The sequence below is a fragment of the Actinoplanes sp. OR16 genome, from assembly GCF_004001265.1.
In the GTDB taxonomy this organism is placed as follows: domain Bacteria; phylum Actinomycetota; class Actinomycetes; order Mycobacteriales; family Micromonosporaceae; genus Actinoplanes.
In genome coordinates, this window is record NZ_AP019371.1 from 68,961 (window position 1) to 84,079 (window position 15,119).

At 70.6% G+C, this 15,119-nt stretch carries 11 protein-coding genes; 5 read left to right on the forward strand and 6 right to left on the reverse strand.

What is annotated here, in order from left to right; all coding sequences use genetic code 11:
* Positions 1 to 83: 83 nt before the first annotated feature.
* Together EP757_RS00340 and EP757_RS00345 are read left to right on the forward strand one after the other, a co-directional pair.
* The gene (locus tag EP757_RS00340; protein ID WP_127542218.1) at positions 84 to 1,298 is read left to right on the forward strand and encodes an acetyl-CoA C-acetyltransferase; all 1,215 of its coding nucleotides are present in this window, start codon (positions 84 to 86) and stop codon (positions 1,296 to 1,298) included.
* A gap of 16 nt (positions 1,299 to 1,314) precedes the next feature.
* The gene (locus EP757_RS00345; protein ID WP_127542219.1) at positions 1,315 to 3,450 is read left to right on the forward strand and encodes a 3-hydroxyacyl-CoA dehydrogenase NAD-binding domain-containing protein; all 2,136 of its coding nucleotides are present in this window, start codon (positions 1,315 to 1,317) and stop codon (positions 3,448 to 3,450) included.
* Here the strand turns inward: EP757_RS00345 and EP757_RS00350 are convergent.
* The 3 genes from EP757_RS00350 to EP757_RS00360 form a co-directional block, all read right to left on the reverse strand.
* On the reverse strand, positions 3,447 to 4,106 hold the full coding sequence (locus tag EP757_RS00350) for a PIG-L deacetylase family protein (RefSeq protein ID WP_127542220.1): 660 nt from the start codon (positions 4,104 to 4,106) through the stop codon (positions 3,447 to 3,449). The two genes, EP757_RS00345 and EP757_RS00350, sit on opposite strands and share 4 nt — an antisense overlap.
* A 136-nt stretch (positions 4,107 to 4,242) precedes the next feature.
* Positions 4,243 to 5,004, reverse strand: a complete 762-nt coding sequence (locus EP757_RS00355) for an aminoglycoside phosphotransferase family protein (protein ID WP_127542221.1) — start codon at positions 5,002 to 5,004, stop codon at positions 4,243 to 4,245.
* A gap of 581 nt (positions 5,005 to 5,585) precedes the next feature.
* The gene (locus EP757_RS00360; RefSeq protein ID WP_127542222.1) at positions 5,586 to 7,322 is read right to left on the reverse strand and encodes an ABC transporter ATP-binding protein; all 1,737 of its coding nucleotides are present in this window, start codon (positions 7,320 to 7,322) and stop codon (positions 5,586 to 5,588) included.
* Positions 7,323 to 7,538: 216 nt separating this feature from the next.
* On the opposite strand from EP757_RS00360, the gene EP757_RS00365 reads away from it, so the two are divergent.
* Both EP757_RS00365 and EP757_RS00370 read left to right on the forward strand, forming a co-directional pair.
* On the forward strand, positions 7,539 to 8,936 hold the full coding sequence (locus EP757_RS00365) for an acyl-CoA synthetase (RefSeq protein WP_127542223.1): 1,398 nt from the start codon (positions 7,539 to 7,541) through the stop codon (positions 8,934 to 8,936).
* Positions 8,937 to 8,953: 17 nt separating this feature from the next.
* Entirely contained in the window at positions 8,954 to 11,203 is a 2,250-nt protein-coding gene (locus EP757_RS00370; protein WP_127542224.1) for a bifunctional diguanylate cyclase/phosphodiesterase, read from the forward strand.
* On the opposite strand, the gene EP757_RS00375 is transcribed toward EP757_RS00370, so the two are convergent.
* Both EP757_RS00375 and EP757_RS00380 read right to left on the reverse strand, forming a co-directional pair.
* Complete coding sequence (locus tag EP757_RS00375) at positions 11,177 to 12,277, reverse strand: hypothetical protein (protein WP_232050299.1); 1,101 nt, start codon at positions 12,275 to 12,277, stop codon at positions 11,177 to 11,179. The two genes, EP757_RS00370 and EP757_RS00375, sit on opposite strands and share 27 nt — an antisense overlap.
* 5 nt (positions 12,278 to 12,282) lie before the next feature.
* On the reverse strand, positions 12,283 to 13,056 hold the full coding sequence (locus EP757_RS00380; protein WP_160165744.1) for an endonuclease/exonuclease/phosphatase family protein: 774 nt from the start codon (positions 13,054 to 13,056) through the stop codon (positions 12,283 to 12,285).
* Positions 13,057 to 13,135: 79 nt separating this feature from the next.
* Between EP757_RS00380 and EP757_RS00385 the strand changes: the two genes are divergently transcribed.
* Positions 13,136 to 13,378, forward strand: a complete 243-nt coding sequence (locus tag EP757_RS00385) for a hypothetical protein (protein ID WP_127542227.1) — start codon at positions 13,136 to 13,138, stop codon at positions 13,376 to 13,378.
* A 416-nt stretch (positions 13,379 to 13,794) separates the two neighbouring features.
* Here the strand turns inward: EP757_RS00385 and EP757_RS00390 are convergent, their stop codons facing one another.
* Complete coding sequence (locus EP757_RS00390) at positions 13,795 to 15,066, reverse strand: MFS transporter (protein ID WP_232050300.1); 1,272 nt, start codon at positions 15,064 to 15,066, stop codon at positions 13,795 to 13,797.
* Positions 15,067 to 15,119: the final 53 nt, after the last annotated feature.

The following is a 15,119-nucleotide window of genomic DNA, read 5'->3' on the forward strand; positions in this document are numbered from 1 at the left end:
GCGTCACTGTCGTCCGCGTAGCCTTGACATCAAGCGGAAACATCGGCAAAAGTTAGCCGCAATTCGCACCCGAGGGAGTACGCGTGACTACCGAGGCCTTCATCTACGACGCCGTGCGGACACCGCGCGGGCGCGGCAAGAAGACCGGTTCGCTGCACGGGGTGAAGCCCCTCTCGCTGGTCGTCGGACTCATCGACGAACTGCGCCGGCGCTTCCCCGATATCGACCCGGCCGAGATCGACGACATCGTTCTCGGCGTCGTGTCGCCACTGGGCGACCAGGGCTCCGACATCGCCAAGACGGCGGCCCTCGCGGCGGGTCTGCCGCACACGACGGCCGGTGTCCAGCTCAACCGCTTCTGCGGCTCCGGACTGGAAGCCGTGAACATCGCCGCGCAGAAGATCCGCTCCGGCTGGGAGGACCTGGTCCTCGCCGGCGGTGTCGAGTCGATGTCGCGAGTCCCGATGGGCTCCGACGGCGGCGCCTGGGCGCTCGACCCGGACACCAACCTCAAGACCGACTTCATCCCACAGGGCATCAGCGCCGACCTGATCGCCACGCTCGACGGCTACAGCCGGGAGACGGTCGACGCCTACGCCGTCACCTCCCAGCAGCGCGCCGCGAAGGCCTGGCAGAACGGGTACTTCGACAAGTCGGTGGTGCCGGTCCGCGACCGCAACGGTCTGCTGATCCTCGACCGTGACGAGCACATCCGCGCCGACTCCACGGTGGAGAGCCTCGGCAAGCTGCCGGCCTCCTTCGCGGTCATCGGCGACGTGGGTGGCTTCGACGCGGTCGCCCTGCAGAAGTACCACTGGGTCGAGAAGATCAACCACGTCCACTCGGCCGGCAACTCGTCCGGCATCGTGGACGGCGCGGCGCTCGTGATGATCGGCTCGGAGGCCGCCGGCGTGCGGGCCGGCGTACAGCCGCGTGCCCGCATCGTCGCCGCGGCGCTCAGCGGCGCCGACCCGACGATCATGCTGACCGGACCCGCCCCGGCCGCCCGCAAGGCGCTCGACAAGGCCGGCCTCACCGTCGACGACCTCGACCTCGTCGAGATCAACGAGGCGTTCGCCGCGGTGGTCCTGCACTTCATCGACGACCTCAAGCTCGACCCCGAGATCGTCAACGTGAACGGCGGCGCCATCGCCATGGGGCACCCGCTGGGCGCCACCGGCGCCATGATCCTCGGCACCCTCGTCGACGAGCTGGAGCGGCGCGGCGGCCGGTACGGCCTGGCCACCCTCTGCATCGGCGGCGGCATGGGCATCGCCACCATCGTCGAGCGGCTCTGAGGGAGATACAGCAACCATGACCGAAACCATCCGCTGGGAACAGGGTGAGGACGGCATCGTCGTGCTCACCCTCGACGACCCCGCCCGTGGCGCCAACACCATGAACGACGCGTACGTCCGCAGCATGGGCGCGACCGTCGACCGCCTGGAGGCGGAGAAGGACACGATCACCGGCGTGATCATCACGTCGGCGAAGAACTCCTGGTTCGCCGGCGGCGACCTCGACCAGCTCGGCTCGGTGCCGGCCGACCGCGGCGCCGACGTCTTCCAGCTCGGCACCGACGTCAAGGCCCAGCTGCGCCGCCTGGAGACTCTGGGCAAGCCGGTGGTCGCCGCGCTCAACGGCTCCGCGCTCGGCGGCGGCCTCGAACTCGCGCTCGCCACGCACCGCCGCATCGCGCTGAACAACCCGCGCCTCGAGGTCGGCCTGCCCGAGGTCACCCTCGGCCTGCTGCCGGCCGGTGGCGGCGTGGTCCGCACGGTCCGGCTGCTCGGCCTGGTCACCGCGCTCACCAAGGTGCTGCTGCAGGGCACCCGGCACCGCGCGCAGGCCGCCAAGGAGCTCGGCCTCATCGACGAGCTGGTCGACACCCCGGAGGAGTTGATCAGCAGGGCTCGTGCGTGGATCTCGGAGAATCCGGCTGCGGTCCAGCCATGGGACACCAAGGGCTACAAGATCCCCGGGGGTACGCCGACCACGCCCGCCCTCGCGGCGCAACTGCCCGCATTCCCTGCCAACCTGCGCAAACAGCTGAAGGGTGCGCCGTACCCGGCTCCCCGCAACATCCTCTCGGCGGCTGTCGAAGGCGCCCAGGTCGACGTGGACACCGCGTTCACCATCGAGACCCGCTACTTCGTCGAGCTGGTCACCGGCGCGGTCGCCAAGAACATGATCAAGGCGTTCTTCTTCGACCTGAACGAGGTGAACAACCGCGCGATCGGCGACGTGCCGCCGATCAAGAAGATCGCGGTCCTCGGCGCGGGCATGATGGGCGCGGCGATCGCCTATGTCGGCGCCAAGTCCGGCGTCGAGGTCGTCCTGCGCGACGTCTCGCTGGAAGGCGCGCAGCGCGGCAAGGGTTACTCGGAGAAGCTGGTCGCGAAGGCGATCTCCCGCGGCCGCCTGACCGAGGAGAAGGGCCAGGCCCTGCTCGACCGGATCACCGCTACCGCCGACGTGAACGACCTGGCCGGCGCCGACGTGGTGATCGAGGCGGTCTTCGAGGACCCGGCGCTCAAGCACAAGGTCTTCGCCGAGATCGAGGACATCGTGGCGCCCGACGCGCTGCTCTGCTCCAACACCTCGACGCTGCCGATCACCCTGCTCGCCGAGGGTGTGCGCCGCCAGGCCGACTTCATCGGCCTGCACTTCTTCTCGCCGGTCGACAAGATGCCGCTCGTCGAGATCATCAAGGGCGCACAGACCAGCGATCAGACGGTACGCCGGGCCCTCGCCGTGGTGAAACTGTTCCGCAAGACGCCGATCGTGGTGAACGACAGCCGCGGGTTCTTCACCAGCCGGGTCATCGGCACGTTCACCAACGAGGGCATCTCGATGCTCGCCGAAGGTGTGCCGCCGGCCAGCATCGAGCAGGCCAGCAGCCAGGCCGGATACCCCGCGCCGGTGCTGCAGCTGATGGACGAGCTGACCCTCACGCTCCCCCGCAAGATCCGCAAGGAGTACCAGGCCGCGGCCGGTGACTCCTATGTGGCCCACCCCGCCGACGCCGTCATCGACCGCATGATCGACGACTTCGGACGTCCGGGCCGCTCGGGTGGGGCGGGGTTCTACGCCTATGAGGACGGCAAGCGCGTCGGGCTCTGGCCCGGACTCTCCGCCTTCGCCACCGCCGCCGGCCGGGAGATCCCGTTCGAGGACCTCAAGGAGCGCATGCTCTTCATCGAGGCGATCGAGTCGGTCAAGTGCCTCGACGAGGAGGTCCTGCTCTCGGTGCCGGAGGCGAACATCGGCTCCATCTTCGGCATCGGCTACCCGGGCTGGACCGGCGGCGTCCTGCAGTACATCAACGGCTATCCCGGCGGGCTGCCCGGCTTCATCGCCCGGGCCGAGCAGCTGGCCGAACGCTACGGCGACCGGTTCACTCCGCCGCCGCTGCTGCTGGCCAAGGCCGCCGCCGGGGAGACGTTCTAGCCTCCGCTCTCCACGAATGCCTCATCGGCCACCCAGCTCGCGAAGTCGGCGCCCATCGCGGCGATCAGGCCCGCGGTCTGGGTGGCCTGGGCCGTCAGCGCACGGACCTTGCGGTCCAGCACCGGCGGCTCCAAGGTCAGGTGCACTGCCAGCTCGGATTCCGGGCTGGTGACCGGATATCCCGGCTGGAAGACCTGGAACCGCTCGTTCACGGTCTTCCAGCGGGTCGCCCAGTCGTCGGGGACGGCGGTCTGCAGCAGCCGTGTCCCCGGCGGTGTGGCGGCCTCCGCCCAGCGGGCCACCGCTTGATGATCGGGATGGCCGGTGTTGCCGTCCGGGCCGAATGACACGATGGTGTCCGGCCGTACCCTCGCAATGATCTTTTGAAGACGGGCGATCGCGGCGCTCGGCGGCACGCGGGAACACTCGCCGTCGCGGTAGTCGAACCAATGATGCTCGGTCACACCCAGGATCTTCAGGCAGGCGTGCAGCTCGGCGGTGCGCTGCCCGGGGTCGGCGCTCAGCTCGCCGCGGGTGGCCGTCACGCAGACGACGCGTTCGCCGGCCTCGGTGGCCAGTGCCATGAGGCCGCCGGAGAGGTAGGCCTCGTCGTCGGGGTGCGCCCAGATGCCCAGGATCGTTCCAAGGTTCTTCATGAATCCACCGTGGCGTGCGGTCCTTGCTCGACGCTTGCCGGTTTCTTGTTCCTTATCTTGTTCCTCGTCGAGTTCCCTATCGGGTTCCTTGTCGGGTTCCCTATCGGGTTCCATATCGGGTTCCTTGTCGGGTTCCTTATCGGGGGAAGGCCGCCAGTTCCTTGACCGCTGTCGCCAGCTCCACGTCGTAGCCCGCGTCGACCAGCTCCTGGCAGCCGGGATCGCCCTGCCGGGCCAGGCGGCGGATGTCGTGAATGGACGCGCTGATCCGGTCCCTCACCTCACGGACGATCGTGGAGGATTCGCCGCGCCAACCGTAGGCGTCCAGCAGCAGACGCAGCCGGCGAGACCGGTCGCCGAACGCCGTGAATCCCTCGGCGGCCGCCGTCTCACGCGCGGAGAGCGGCACCCAGGCGAACGCGGTGAACGCCAGATCGGCCTCGGCCGTCACCGGTCCCGCGAAGTCCCAGCCGGAGAAGCCGATGAGCCGCCCGTTCGTGTAGTGGGCGTTGCACGGCGCCGCGTCGTTGTGCCCGATGATCAGCCCGGGTTCCCAGGCGCCGCCCTTGCGCCAGATCGCCCCGGGCGGCGGCTCGAAGTCGGCGACCACCGCGTGGTACTCGCGCAACCACTGCGCTACCTGCCAGAGCGTCTCGTCGCTGTGCGTCCAGGCGGGCCAGGGCTTCGCGTTGCCTGTCGTCTCGCCGGGAAGCAGGGTGAGGATCTCCCGATCCTGGTCGTCGAAGCCGCGAACGGCCGGCGCGCCGTCGAATCCGGCATCCTCCAGATGCCGCAGCAGGGCGTGCACCGCCGGCGTCCACACTCCGGCCGGTCGCCGCACTGTCTGCCCTACGCGTACCGCCCCTCCTGTGCGTCCGCCGACCTGTTCCCCACTCATGATCAACTACCGTAGCCGCCGGGCCGCCGATCGCGCAGACCCGGTGCGGTCACGGGCTTCCTCCGCTGGGTCGCGCCGCAGGTGGGAGAGGTTGCCGAGAAGCAGTGTTCCGCTGATCACTCCTTACGATACCCGGCATCCCGCGGCGCCGTGGGGCCGTGGGGCCGTGGGGCCGTGGGGCCGCCAGCGCACACGCGGCCGGAGCGCGTCCGCTCAGCGCCCCCATCAGGGCCGCCAGCTCACACAAACCCGAAGCGCGTGCGCCGACCGCCCTCAAACAGCCGCCAATCGAACCGCCAGCGCACACGCAACCCAAGCGCGTCCACTCAACGCCCCCATCAGGACCGCCAGCTCACACAAACCCGAAGCGCGTGCGCCGGCCACCACCAAACAGCCGCCAATCGGACTGCCAGCGCACACGCAACCCAAGCGCGTCCACTCAACGCCCCCATCAGGGCCCCCAGCGCACACGCAGCCTTTAAGTGCGTCCGCTCAGCGCCCCAGCTCACACGCAGCCCGAAGCGCGTGCGGTGGCCGCCCCCGATACGGATGCGCCGACGGGTGCGGCGCCGGGCGGGGATCTACAGGCGACGGCTCGATGCCAGGCGGCGGTAATAGGGATTGGAACCGACCAGCTCTTCGTGGGTTCCCGAGGCCGTCACCACGCCGTCGTCGATGACCAGGACCCGGTCCGCTGATCGGACTGTGGAGAAGCGGTGGGCGATCACCACCAGGGCGCATACCGCCGACACCGAGCGCAGGGCTACGGCCAGGGCTTGCTCGCCGTCCGGGTCGAGGTGGGCGGTCGGCTCGTCGAGCAGGATCAGGCGGGGGCGGGCCAGCAGGCAGCGGGCGATCGCCACGCGCTGGCGCTGACCACCCGACAGGCGGCGGCCTCGTTCACCGACGGGAGTGTCGAGACCTTGGGGCAGCCGGGCCACCACCGACGTCAGGCCCGTCATGTCGAGCACCTCCGCCAGTGAGGCCGAGTCGACCAGAGGCGGCGCGCCATAGAGGAGGTTCTCCCGCAACGTACCCGCCAGCAGCGGGCAGTCCTGCTCCACCAGACCCACTGATCGGCGGTGCCGGGCATAGGGCGTCAGCCGCACGTCCAGGCCGTTGAGCAGCACCGCACCCCGGTCCGGCTCGTAGAAACGCTCGGCCAGGGCGAAGATCGTGGACTTCCCGGCGCCGGACGGGCCGACCAGCGCCACGTGGCCACGGGACGGCACCGTGAAGGACAGGCCGCGCAGGACCGGGCGGGACGGGTCGTAGCCGAACCAGACGTCGCGGAATTCCAGCACCGGCCCGGCGAAACGACCAACCTGCACCACGGCTACGGGCTGATCTCTTTCGGTCGGCAAGGAGAGCACCTCGTTGATCCGGTGCAGCGCTCCCGACCCCTGTTGCACAGCGCTGACCGCTTGGAAGATCTCATAGATCGGGGCGGAGAGGTACGTCATGGCCAGCGTGAAAGCCACCAACCGGCCGAGACTCGTCTCTCCCGCTGCCACCCGGGTCGAGCCGACCAGCAGCACCGCGAGGAACGCACCGCTGACCGCCAGATCGTTCGTCGGGCCGGAGAGGGCCACGAGGCCGGCCATCCGCATGTTCGACAGGAACGCTCGCCCCGCCGCCCTGTCGATCCGCGCCGCTTCGACGGGTTCGGCCCGGCAGGCGCGCACGGTTCGCACCCCGCCCAGGGCCCTTTCGAGGTCGGCGGTCAGCGATCCCTCGGCGGTCTGCGCGATCCGGGACGCCACCCGCAGCCGGCTGACCACCGCCAGGAGACCGCCGACCGCTACGCCGAAGAGCAGCACGACCAGGCCCAGCAGCCAGCGGTCGAGCCAGCCGAGCAGCGCGACGGTGGCTATCAGGCCGACGATCCCTGCCACACCGGTGCCCATGCTCTGCGCCACGAGGGTTTTGACGATCGTGGTGTCGCCGCAGGCGCGGGCGATCACGTCGCCGGTGCGCACCCGATCGAGAACGGACAAGCGGACTCTCAGGACGTGACCGGCGAGGGTTCGGCGCAGGTCGCGGGTCATCGTCTCGCCGGTGTACGCCTGGACCCATCTGGCGAGCGCCAGCGCCGATGCCTGCGCCGCGAACAGGCCGGCCAGTGCGGCGAGGACCGGCCACGGGACGGTTCCGCCGGCCGCGGTGTCGATGGCGCGGCCGGCGAGGAGTGGCTGGGTCAGTGCCAGTGCGGAGCCGAGCAGGCTGAGGGCGGCGGCCAGGGCGATCCACCGGCGGTACCCCTTTGTCAGCCGCAGTAGATCCCGCCAGCGGGCCATATCAGGGGATAAATCCGGCATGGGACCGACGCTAGGCAGCGAGGGAGACGGACAACAACCCGGTGGTCACTCCCGGACAGGCGGCGAGCAATCCAAGATTCCCCCGGCCGATGAGGCAAAAGCCGGCGATGAAGGAGGCCGGGCGAGGTGAGCCCGGGGACATGAGCCGGGCGAGATGAGCCGGGCGAGATGAGGCGGGCGAGATGAGGCGGGTGGGAGGGCAGGGAGAATGAGCTCATGCTTACCGCGCTGATCACCGGTGACGATCTCGAGGACGCCGTCTCCACTCCCGGGGAGACGATGAGCAGGCATGAACTGCTCGGCTGGGCCTGTGCCATCGCCGAGCGGATCGCCGGGGCCGAGCGGGTCGCCGTCGACGCGAAGGCGGGACTGCCGACGATCGCCGCGGTCACCGGTGCGCTGCTCGCGGGCGTGCCGATCGTGCCGATCCCACCGGACGCCGGGGAACTCGAGCGCGCGCACATCCTGCGCGACTCCCAGGCCGCCCTGCTTCTTGCCGATGACGCCGCAAGAGCGGGCGAGTCCCTCGTACAAAGAATGGGTATCAGTGACCAGAAACAGTCCGGAAGCATGCCGCCGGAGCTGCCGGAAGCGAAGCGGCCGGCGCTCGTGCTCTACACCAGTGGCACCACCGGGCCGCCGAAAGGTGTGGTGATCTCGCACGCTGCGCTCGCCGCCGGGCTCGACGGACTCGCCGAGGCGTGGCAGTGGACCGCCGAGGACACGCTCGTGCACGGTCTGCCGCTCTATCACGTGCACGGATTGGTGCTCGGCGTGCTGGGCCCGCTGCGGCTGGGTGGCCGGTTGCGGCACACGATCAAACCCACACCGCAGCTGTACGGGGGGACGCCCGGTTCGATGTACTTCGGCGTTCCGACGGTGTGGTCCCGGATCGCGAACGCCCCCGAGTCGGCTCGTGCCCTTCGCCGGGCACGACTGCTCGTGTCCGGAAGCGCACCGCTCCCGGCACCCGTCTTCTCCAAGATCCACGAGTTGAGCGGGCAGGCGCCGGTCGAGCGCTACGGCATGACCGAGACACTCATCACCGTGAGTGCGCGTGCCGACGGAGAGCGCCGAGCAGGTCAGGTCGGCCTGCCGTTGAGCGGTGTACGCACCCGCCTGGTGGACGAATCCGCAAACGTCCTCCCGCACGACGGCGAGAGCATCGGCACGTTGCAGGTCGCCGGACCCACGCTGCTCGACGGCTATCTGCGCGGCGACGGCATCGAGGCGCCCGAGCTCGTCGACGGCTACTTCCCCACCGGTGACGTCGCCACGGTCGGCCCGGACGGCTGGCACCGGATCGTCGGCCGCGCCTCCACCGACTTGATCAAGACGGGTGGCTATCGGGTCGGCGCGGGTGAGGTGGAGGACGCGCTGCTGCTGCATCCGGCCGTGCGGGAGGCGGCGGTGATCGGCACCCCGCATGCCGATCTCGGAGAGCAGGTGACCGCGTTCGTGGTGGCTTCCGGCTCGTTGAAACCGGACGAACTCATCGTTTTCGTCGCCGAACGGCTCGCCGCCCACAAACGGCCCCGCGTCGTACGGCTCGTCGACGAGCTACCCCGCAACGGCATGGGGAAGGTGCAGAAAAAGCTGCTATCCGGGTTCTGAATGCCGATGAATCGGTTATGACTCGACGGGCCGTGCGCGCGCTGACCCTGGCAGCCGTGCTCTTCCTGATCAGCGCGGTGCTGGGCGTTCTCGGACGGCGGCTCGGCTCGCCGCCGTGGCTGCTCTGGCCGTCGACGGTCGGCGCCGGCGCCACCGCGATGCTGGCCTGCGCGACCGCCGCACGCACCGGCCACGGCCCGGCCGGCCACTTCTGGCGGCGGCTGGCGCACGCCACCGGCTGGCTCACCATCGGTACGGCAGGCCAGACGTGGGACACCCTCACCGCCGGGCGACCCGTCGAGATGAGCCCGTTCACCGCCGCCTGTTACCTGGTGGCGGTCTGCGTGGCGGTGCTCGCGCTGGTCCGGCTGCCCCGCCCGCGCCGCACCTGGCGGGCCACCGTCGCCATGTTCCTGGACATCGCGATCGTGTCGGTGGCCGTCAGCCTGATCGTCACCCACTTCCTCTGGACCACCTCGGTCCCGGCCGCGAACGCGCCACCCGAGGCCACCCTGCTGGTCATCGTGCTGATCGTGGCGTGCGCCGCGGTCGTCGCGATCGTGAAGGTCGGCATCACCCGCAGCACCGCCATCCACCGGCCCGCGCTCTGGGCGCTCGCCCCGGTCGGCCTGGTCGCCCCGATCTCCTGGGGTGTCGCGCCGTTCCTCGACGGCCGCCCGTTCCTCAACCCGACGGTCGTCACCCTGCCCACGGTGGCGCTGTTCTTCGCGGCCGCCGGCCTGCTGCAGACCCGCGCCAACCTGAACCCGGCCACCGCCACTCCGGCCCCGGCGCCCGCCGACCGGCCCGGTCACCTGGGCATCTGGCGGCACATCAGCGTGGTCCCGTACGCCGCGGTCGCGGTCACCGCCACCATGCTGATCGGTATCACGCTGCGGAACGGATACCTCTCGGCCGGGATGGCCGGCGGCTCGGTGGTGCTGACCCTGCTCGTGATGATCAGGCAGTACGCCGCCCTCTCCGACAACAACCTGCTGCTCGACCGCCTCGACGCCCAGGCCAACCAGGACGACCTGACCGGGCTGCCGAACCGGCGGTTCTTCACCGCCACGCTGGGCCGGCGTACCGGGGAGACCACCGTCGTCGTCTGCGACCTGGACGGGTTCGCGGCCCTCAACGACCGGCTCGGCGACGAGGCGGGTGACATGTTGCTGCGGGCCGCCGCTGATCGGTTGTCGTCGTGGGCCGGGCCCGATGTGGTGGTGGCCCGGCTGCTCGGCGACGAGTTCGGCATCCTGCTGCCCGCGGGTCGTGACGCCGAGTCGATCTTGGAGGCTTTCCGCCGCCCGCTGCGCGTCGACGGCCATGACCTGCTGATCACCGTGACCGCCGGTGTCGCTTCCGGCCCCGAGGTCGCCGACCTGCTGCGCCGCGCCGAACTCGCCCTTCAGGCAGCGAAGCTCACCGGCACGAACCGCACCCGTTCCTACTCCCCCGAACTCGACGCCACCGCGGCGCACCACGCCGAACTGGCCGCCGCCCTGCGCCGCGGCCTCGACCGGGGCGAGTTCCGGCTCCACTACCAGCCGATCGTCGAACTGCCGGCCGGCGCCATCACCGGCGTCGAGGCGCTGATCCGCTGGCAGCCCGCCGACGGTCCGGTCATCTCGCCCGCCGAGTTCATCCCGGTCGCCGAGCACAGCGGCCTGATCATCGACCTCGGCGCCTGGATCATCGACCAGGCCTGCTCGGACGCGGCCGACTGGCAGAGCCGGCACGGTTCGGCCGGCCCGCGCGTCAACATCAACGTGTCGGCACGCCAACTGCTCGACCCGGATCTGCCGGGCCTGGTCGCCGACGCGCTCAGCCGGCACGGCCTCTCCCCCGACCGGATCACCATCGAGATCACCGAGACCGCCGTCTTCGCCGGCGGCATCGCCCTGGCCACCGTGCGGGAACTGCGCGAGCTCGGCGTGGGTCTGGCATTGGACGATTTCGGTACGGGGCACAGCTCACTGACGCTGCTGCGCACCTGCCCGGTCACGACTCTCAAGGTCGACAAGTCGTTCATCGACGACCTGAACGGGACCGCGGAACAGGAAGCGATCGCCACCTCGCTCAGCACCATCGCGGCGACGCTGGGTCTGCGGGCCGTGGCCGAGGGCGTGGAGACCCGTGACCAGGCGGACCGGCTGCACGCGCTGGGTTACCGGTACGCACAGGGCTACTACTTCGCCCGCCCCGCGCCGGCCGAGGAGATCGACGCCGCGCTCGACGCCTCACTGCGGGTCGCTCACCCAGCCTGAGAACACCGGTACGCCGTCCCACGGACCGCCGGGCTGCGCGGCGACGGCCACCACCGCGTACGGGTGGGCGAACCGCAGCTCGGCGTGCCGGATCGGCGCCTCGGGCGGGAACGACGTCGTCGTCATGAAGCCGGTCACCGCGGCGGCCTCGAACCCGTACCGGTCATAACGCGCCGTCGCCACCTGCTTCGCCTCGAACTGCGGCGCCGGCGTCCCGAGCCGCTCGCCGATCACCCGGGTCGCCTCGGCGAAGCCCAGCCCGGGGTCCTCCGCCAGGTTCAGCTCGCTCGTGGCGGACCAGGCCGGCAGCAGTGCCCGGACGTGCTCCTTCCGGCGCTCGTGGGCCCGTTCCTCGCGGATCGTCCAGAGCGGCGTCTCGCCCAGCGGCAGGTCGAAGAGCGACGTCCGGCTCATCGGATTCATCGCGATCTCGTAGGCGGCCGCCAGCACCTCCCGCGCGGGAACGCCGGCTGCTGCGGCGACCGAGTAGACCTTCAGCCCTCCGGCGTCGGCCACGTGCACGATCCGGCCCTCGTCGATGAAGGCCTGATGCCCGTGCTCCGGCGACAGCAGCACCGTGGTGAGCCTCTGCCTCCAGTCGCCGCCGAGCCGGCTCGCGGGCGCTTCCTCGAACGGGACCTGCCAGGAGACCTTCGTGGCCAGTGCACTGGCGAGCAGCACCAGCATCCGCGGGGACGGCGTCAGCGGGAATCGGTCGATCAGGCCGTACGTGTGCTCCTTCGCCCAGGCGTCCAGCTCACCCTTCGACGGCACCGGGCCGAACGCCGTGGCAGGCGGCAGGTTCTCCCGCCAGCCGCTGAGAGCCGCCGGGTCGACCTGCTCGGAGTGCCAGAGCGCGGTGGCCGCGGCGACGAGGGGATGAGGCTCTTCGAGGAGGGCGCCGGCGATGCGAGCGGCCTGCTGTGCGTCGACGCCGAGCGCTTCGTTCTCTCCGCCGGCCAGTGCCAGTAGCAGCCAGGCTCCCAGTGGCGAGGCGACGTGGTGGCGGTCGCCGGCGGTGGCGTGCAGACGATCCGCGTAGCGGGCGAGCGCGGTGATCCATTCAGCGGCCATGGGACTCATCCTGCCGGGGCCAGCAGGTCGGCGACCACTCCGAAATGGTCGGTCGCCCACACCCCGCCGACCGGTTCGTCGAACGCCAGCCGGCAGTCCGCCACCTTCAGGCTCGGGCCGTGCGTGCCGCAGCGGACCATCACATAGTCGATCCGCCTGCCGATCTCCAGCGGCATCTCACCCTCGCGGACCAGCGGGTTCGCCGGCGTGAACGTGTGGCCGGGATCGTCCGGGTGCACCGCTTCCCAAGCATCCCGGTACGCCACACTGACCTGTTTCAACGACTGCCGGCCCGTCCAGAACCGGACGCTCGCCGAGTCCGGGGTGTCGTCGAAGTCGCCGGCAAGGATCACGTGCGGGTACCGCCCGGCGAACCGTTCCTCGACGATCTGCGCGCAGAGCACGGCCTGTTCCTCGCGTTCGGCGGCGTAGCCGTACTGATAAGCAGGCTTGTGATGCACCACCGCGAGCGGCCCGAACGGCGCGTCCACCTCGGCCACCACCGCCGCCGACCAGGGCAGGTCCACCCGTCCCGACACGTGCAAGTCGATCTCGGAGACCATGGTGATCGGCCATCGGCTCGCCAGCGCGGCGCCGACACCGTTGTCCGAGCGGCGGGAGTGGTGCGCGAGGTGGTACCCGGGTCCGAGCAGGTCGGCGGCCCCGTCGTACTCCTGCAGCGCGATGATGTCGGGCCTCCACGCCGCCAGGCCGTCGCGCAGCACCGGGCGGCGGCGCTCCCAGTCGGCGTGCTCCGGCGAGTAGAGATTCAATGTCATCACTCTGAGCGGGATCGCGGACATAGGGTTCCGGTTGCCTCAGGCGGCGAAATCAAACGACCCGGGTAACGTTTCGTCCATGATCCCTTCCTGCCCCGAGTGCGGCGCGCGAGGTGTGCCGCTCATGTTCGGCATGCCCGTGCCGGAGGCGATCGACGCCGCCGAGGACGGCGACCTGGCACTGGGCGGCTGCGTGATGCGAGAGCCCACCCCGAACTGGCAGTGCCCCCGGTCCCACCAATGGCGCGACGACGACACCGCCGCCTGGGACCGCCACCTGCTCACCGTCCTGACAGCCCACGGCTACCGCGAAACCATCTGACGCGGCCAGCGCACGCACCACGACCCCGGCAGGGCGGGTGAGCGCACGCACCACGACCCCAGCAGGGCGGGTGAGCGCACGCACAGCCTCCTCGATAGGACGGCGAGCGCACACACCACCGTTCCGCGTCCGCCCACCGCCGCAATGAGGGCGGCCAGCGCACACACCACCGTTCCGCGTCCGCCTACCACCGCAATGAGGGCGGCCAGCGCACACACCATCGTTCCGCGTCCGCCTACCACCGCTATGGGGACGGCCGACGCACGCACCATCACTGCACGTGCGCTCACCGCCCGACCAGAGCCGACCGCGTGCGCTCACCGCCCGACCAGAACCGACCGCGTGCGCTCACCGCCCGACCAGGACCGACCGCGTGCGCTCACCGCCCGACCAGGACCGACCGCGTGCGCTTGTCGTCATCGGGCGCTGCGGGCCAGGTCCTTCACCGGCGCGACCGGAGCCTGCGGCTCCGCGGGCGTCTGCGGCGACGGGGTGGCGGCGGTGGTGAGGGTGGCGGCGGTCTGGATGCGGCGGTCGAGGACAGCCACGCCGGCGAGGAGGGCCAGCAGGACACCGGCGAACCAGGTCATCACCGTCACCGCGGGGAAGGACTGCGTTGCCACGCCCAGGCCGATCGCGGGGACACCCAGGCCGATGTAGGCGATCAGGAACAGGCCTGCCAGGGCTTCGCCGCGTTCGGCGGGAGCAGCCGAGGCCGCGACCGAACCCAGGGCCGCCTTGAAGAGGACGCCTGCTCCGATGCCCGCCAGGACGCCACCGATCAGGAAAACGGGCAGGTTCGCGGTGTGCATGCCGGTGACCAGGATGACGATGCCGGACGCCTGGGCCAGCAGGCCGAGGCGGGTCTTGGCGGCGGGGCTCAGCGAACCCGTCAGCGCCTGGGCCGCGGCGGCTGCGCCGAAGACGGCGAAGACGATGGCGCCGGCCAGGGCGCGGGATGAGTGGTGCAGGGTGCCGGCGACGAAACCGGGGGCCAGTGAGGTGAAGACGCCGAAGACCGCGAACGAGGCGAGCGCCGAGGCCGCCGCGGCGAAGTAGACGGTGCGGTCGCCATGGGCGCCGATGCGCTGCGGGCGATACGTGAACGGGGTGCGGGTGACGGTCTCCGGGGTGAACGCGACCGCCACGATGCTGAGGGCCAGGAGGCCGGCGAAGACGAGGTACGGCGTGCGCAGCGGTGCGTACACGAACTGGGCCAGAAGTCCGGCGACCAGCGTGCCCAACCCGAGGCCGCCGCTGTTGGCGGCGGTCGAGACCACCTCGAACCGCTGCCGGGAGGCGCCCGGGCGGTGGGCGGCGTGCAGTTCGGCGAGGTGTGCCGTCGCCGTCGCGGTGATCATGCCGACGCCGAGGCCGCTGACGAACCGGGCGGCGAGCAGCACGGGCAGCGACGAGCTGGTGAGGAAGAGGGCGGCGGCGATCAGTTCCAGCGCCAGCGCCGGGATGAGGATCGTCTTGCGGCCCACCCGGTCGGAGATGTGCCCGGCCAGCAGCAGGCTGATCACGACGCCGACGGCATAGGTGGCGAAGACGACGGTGACGATGAACGGCGAGAAGCCGTACAGCGGATACAGCGGGGTCGGCACCGTGGAGAACGCCATCGCGATGAGGAAAGCGAGGGCGACCGACCAGAAGCCGGTGTGCAGGCGTGCGGGCGAAGCGTTCATGAGGTGACTGTCGCTCGCCCCGACCATCAACACCAACGAAGAAAAGTGCTCGC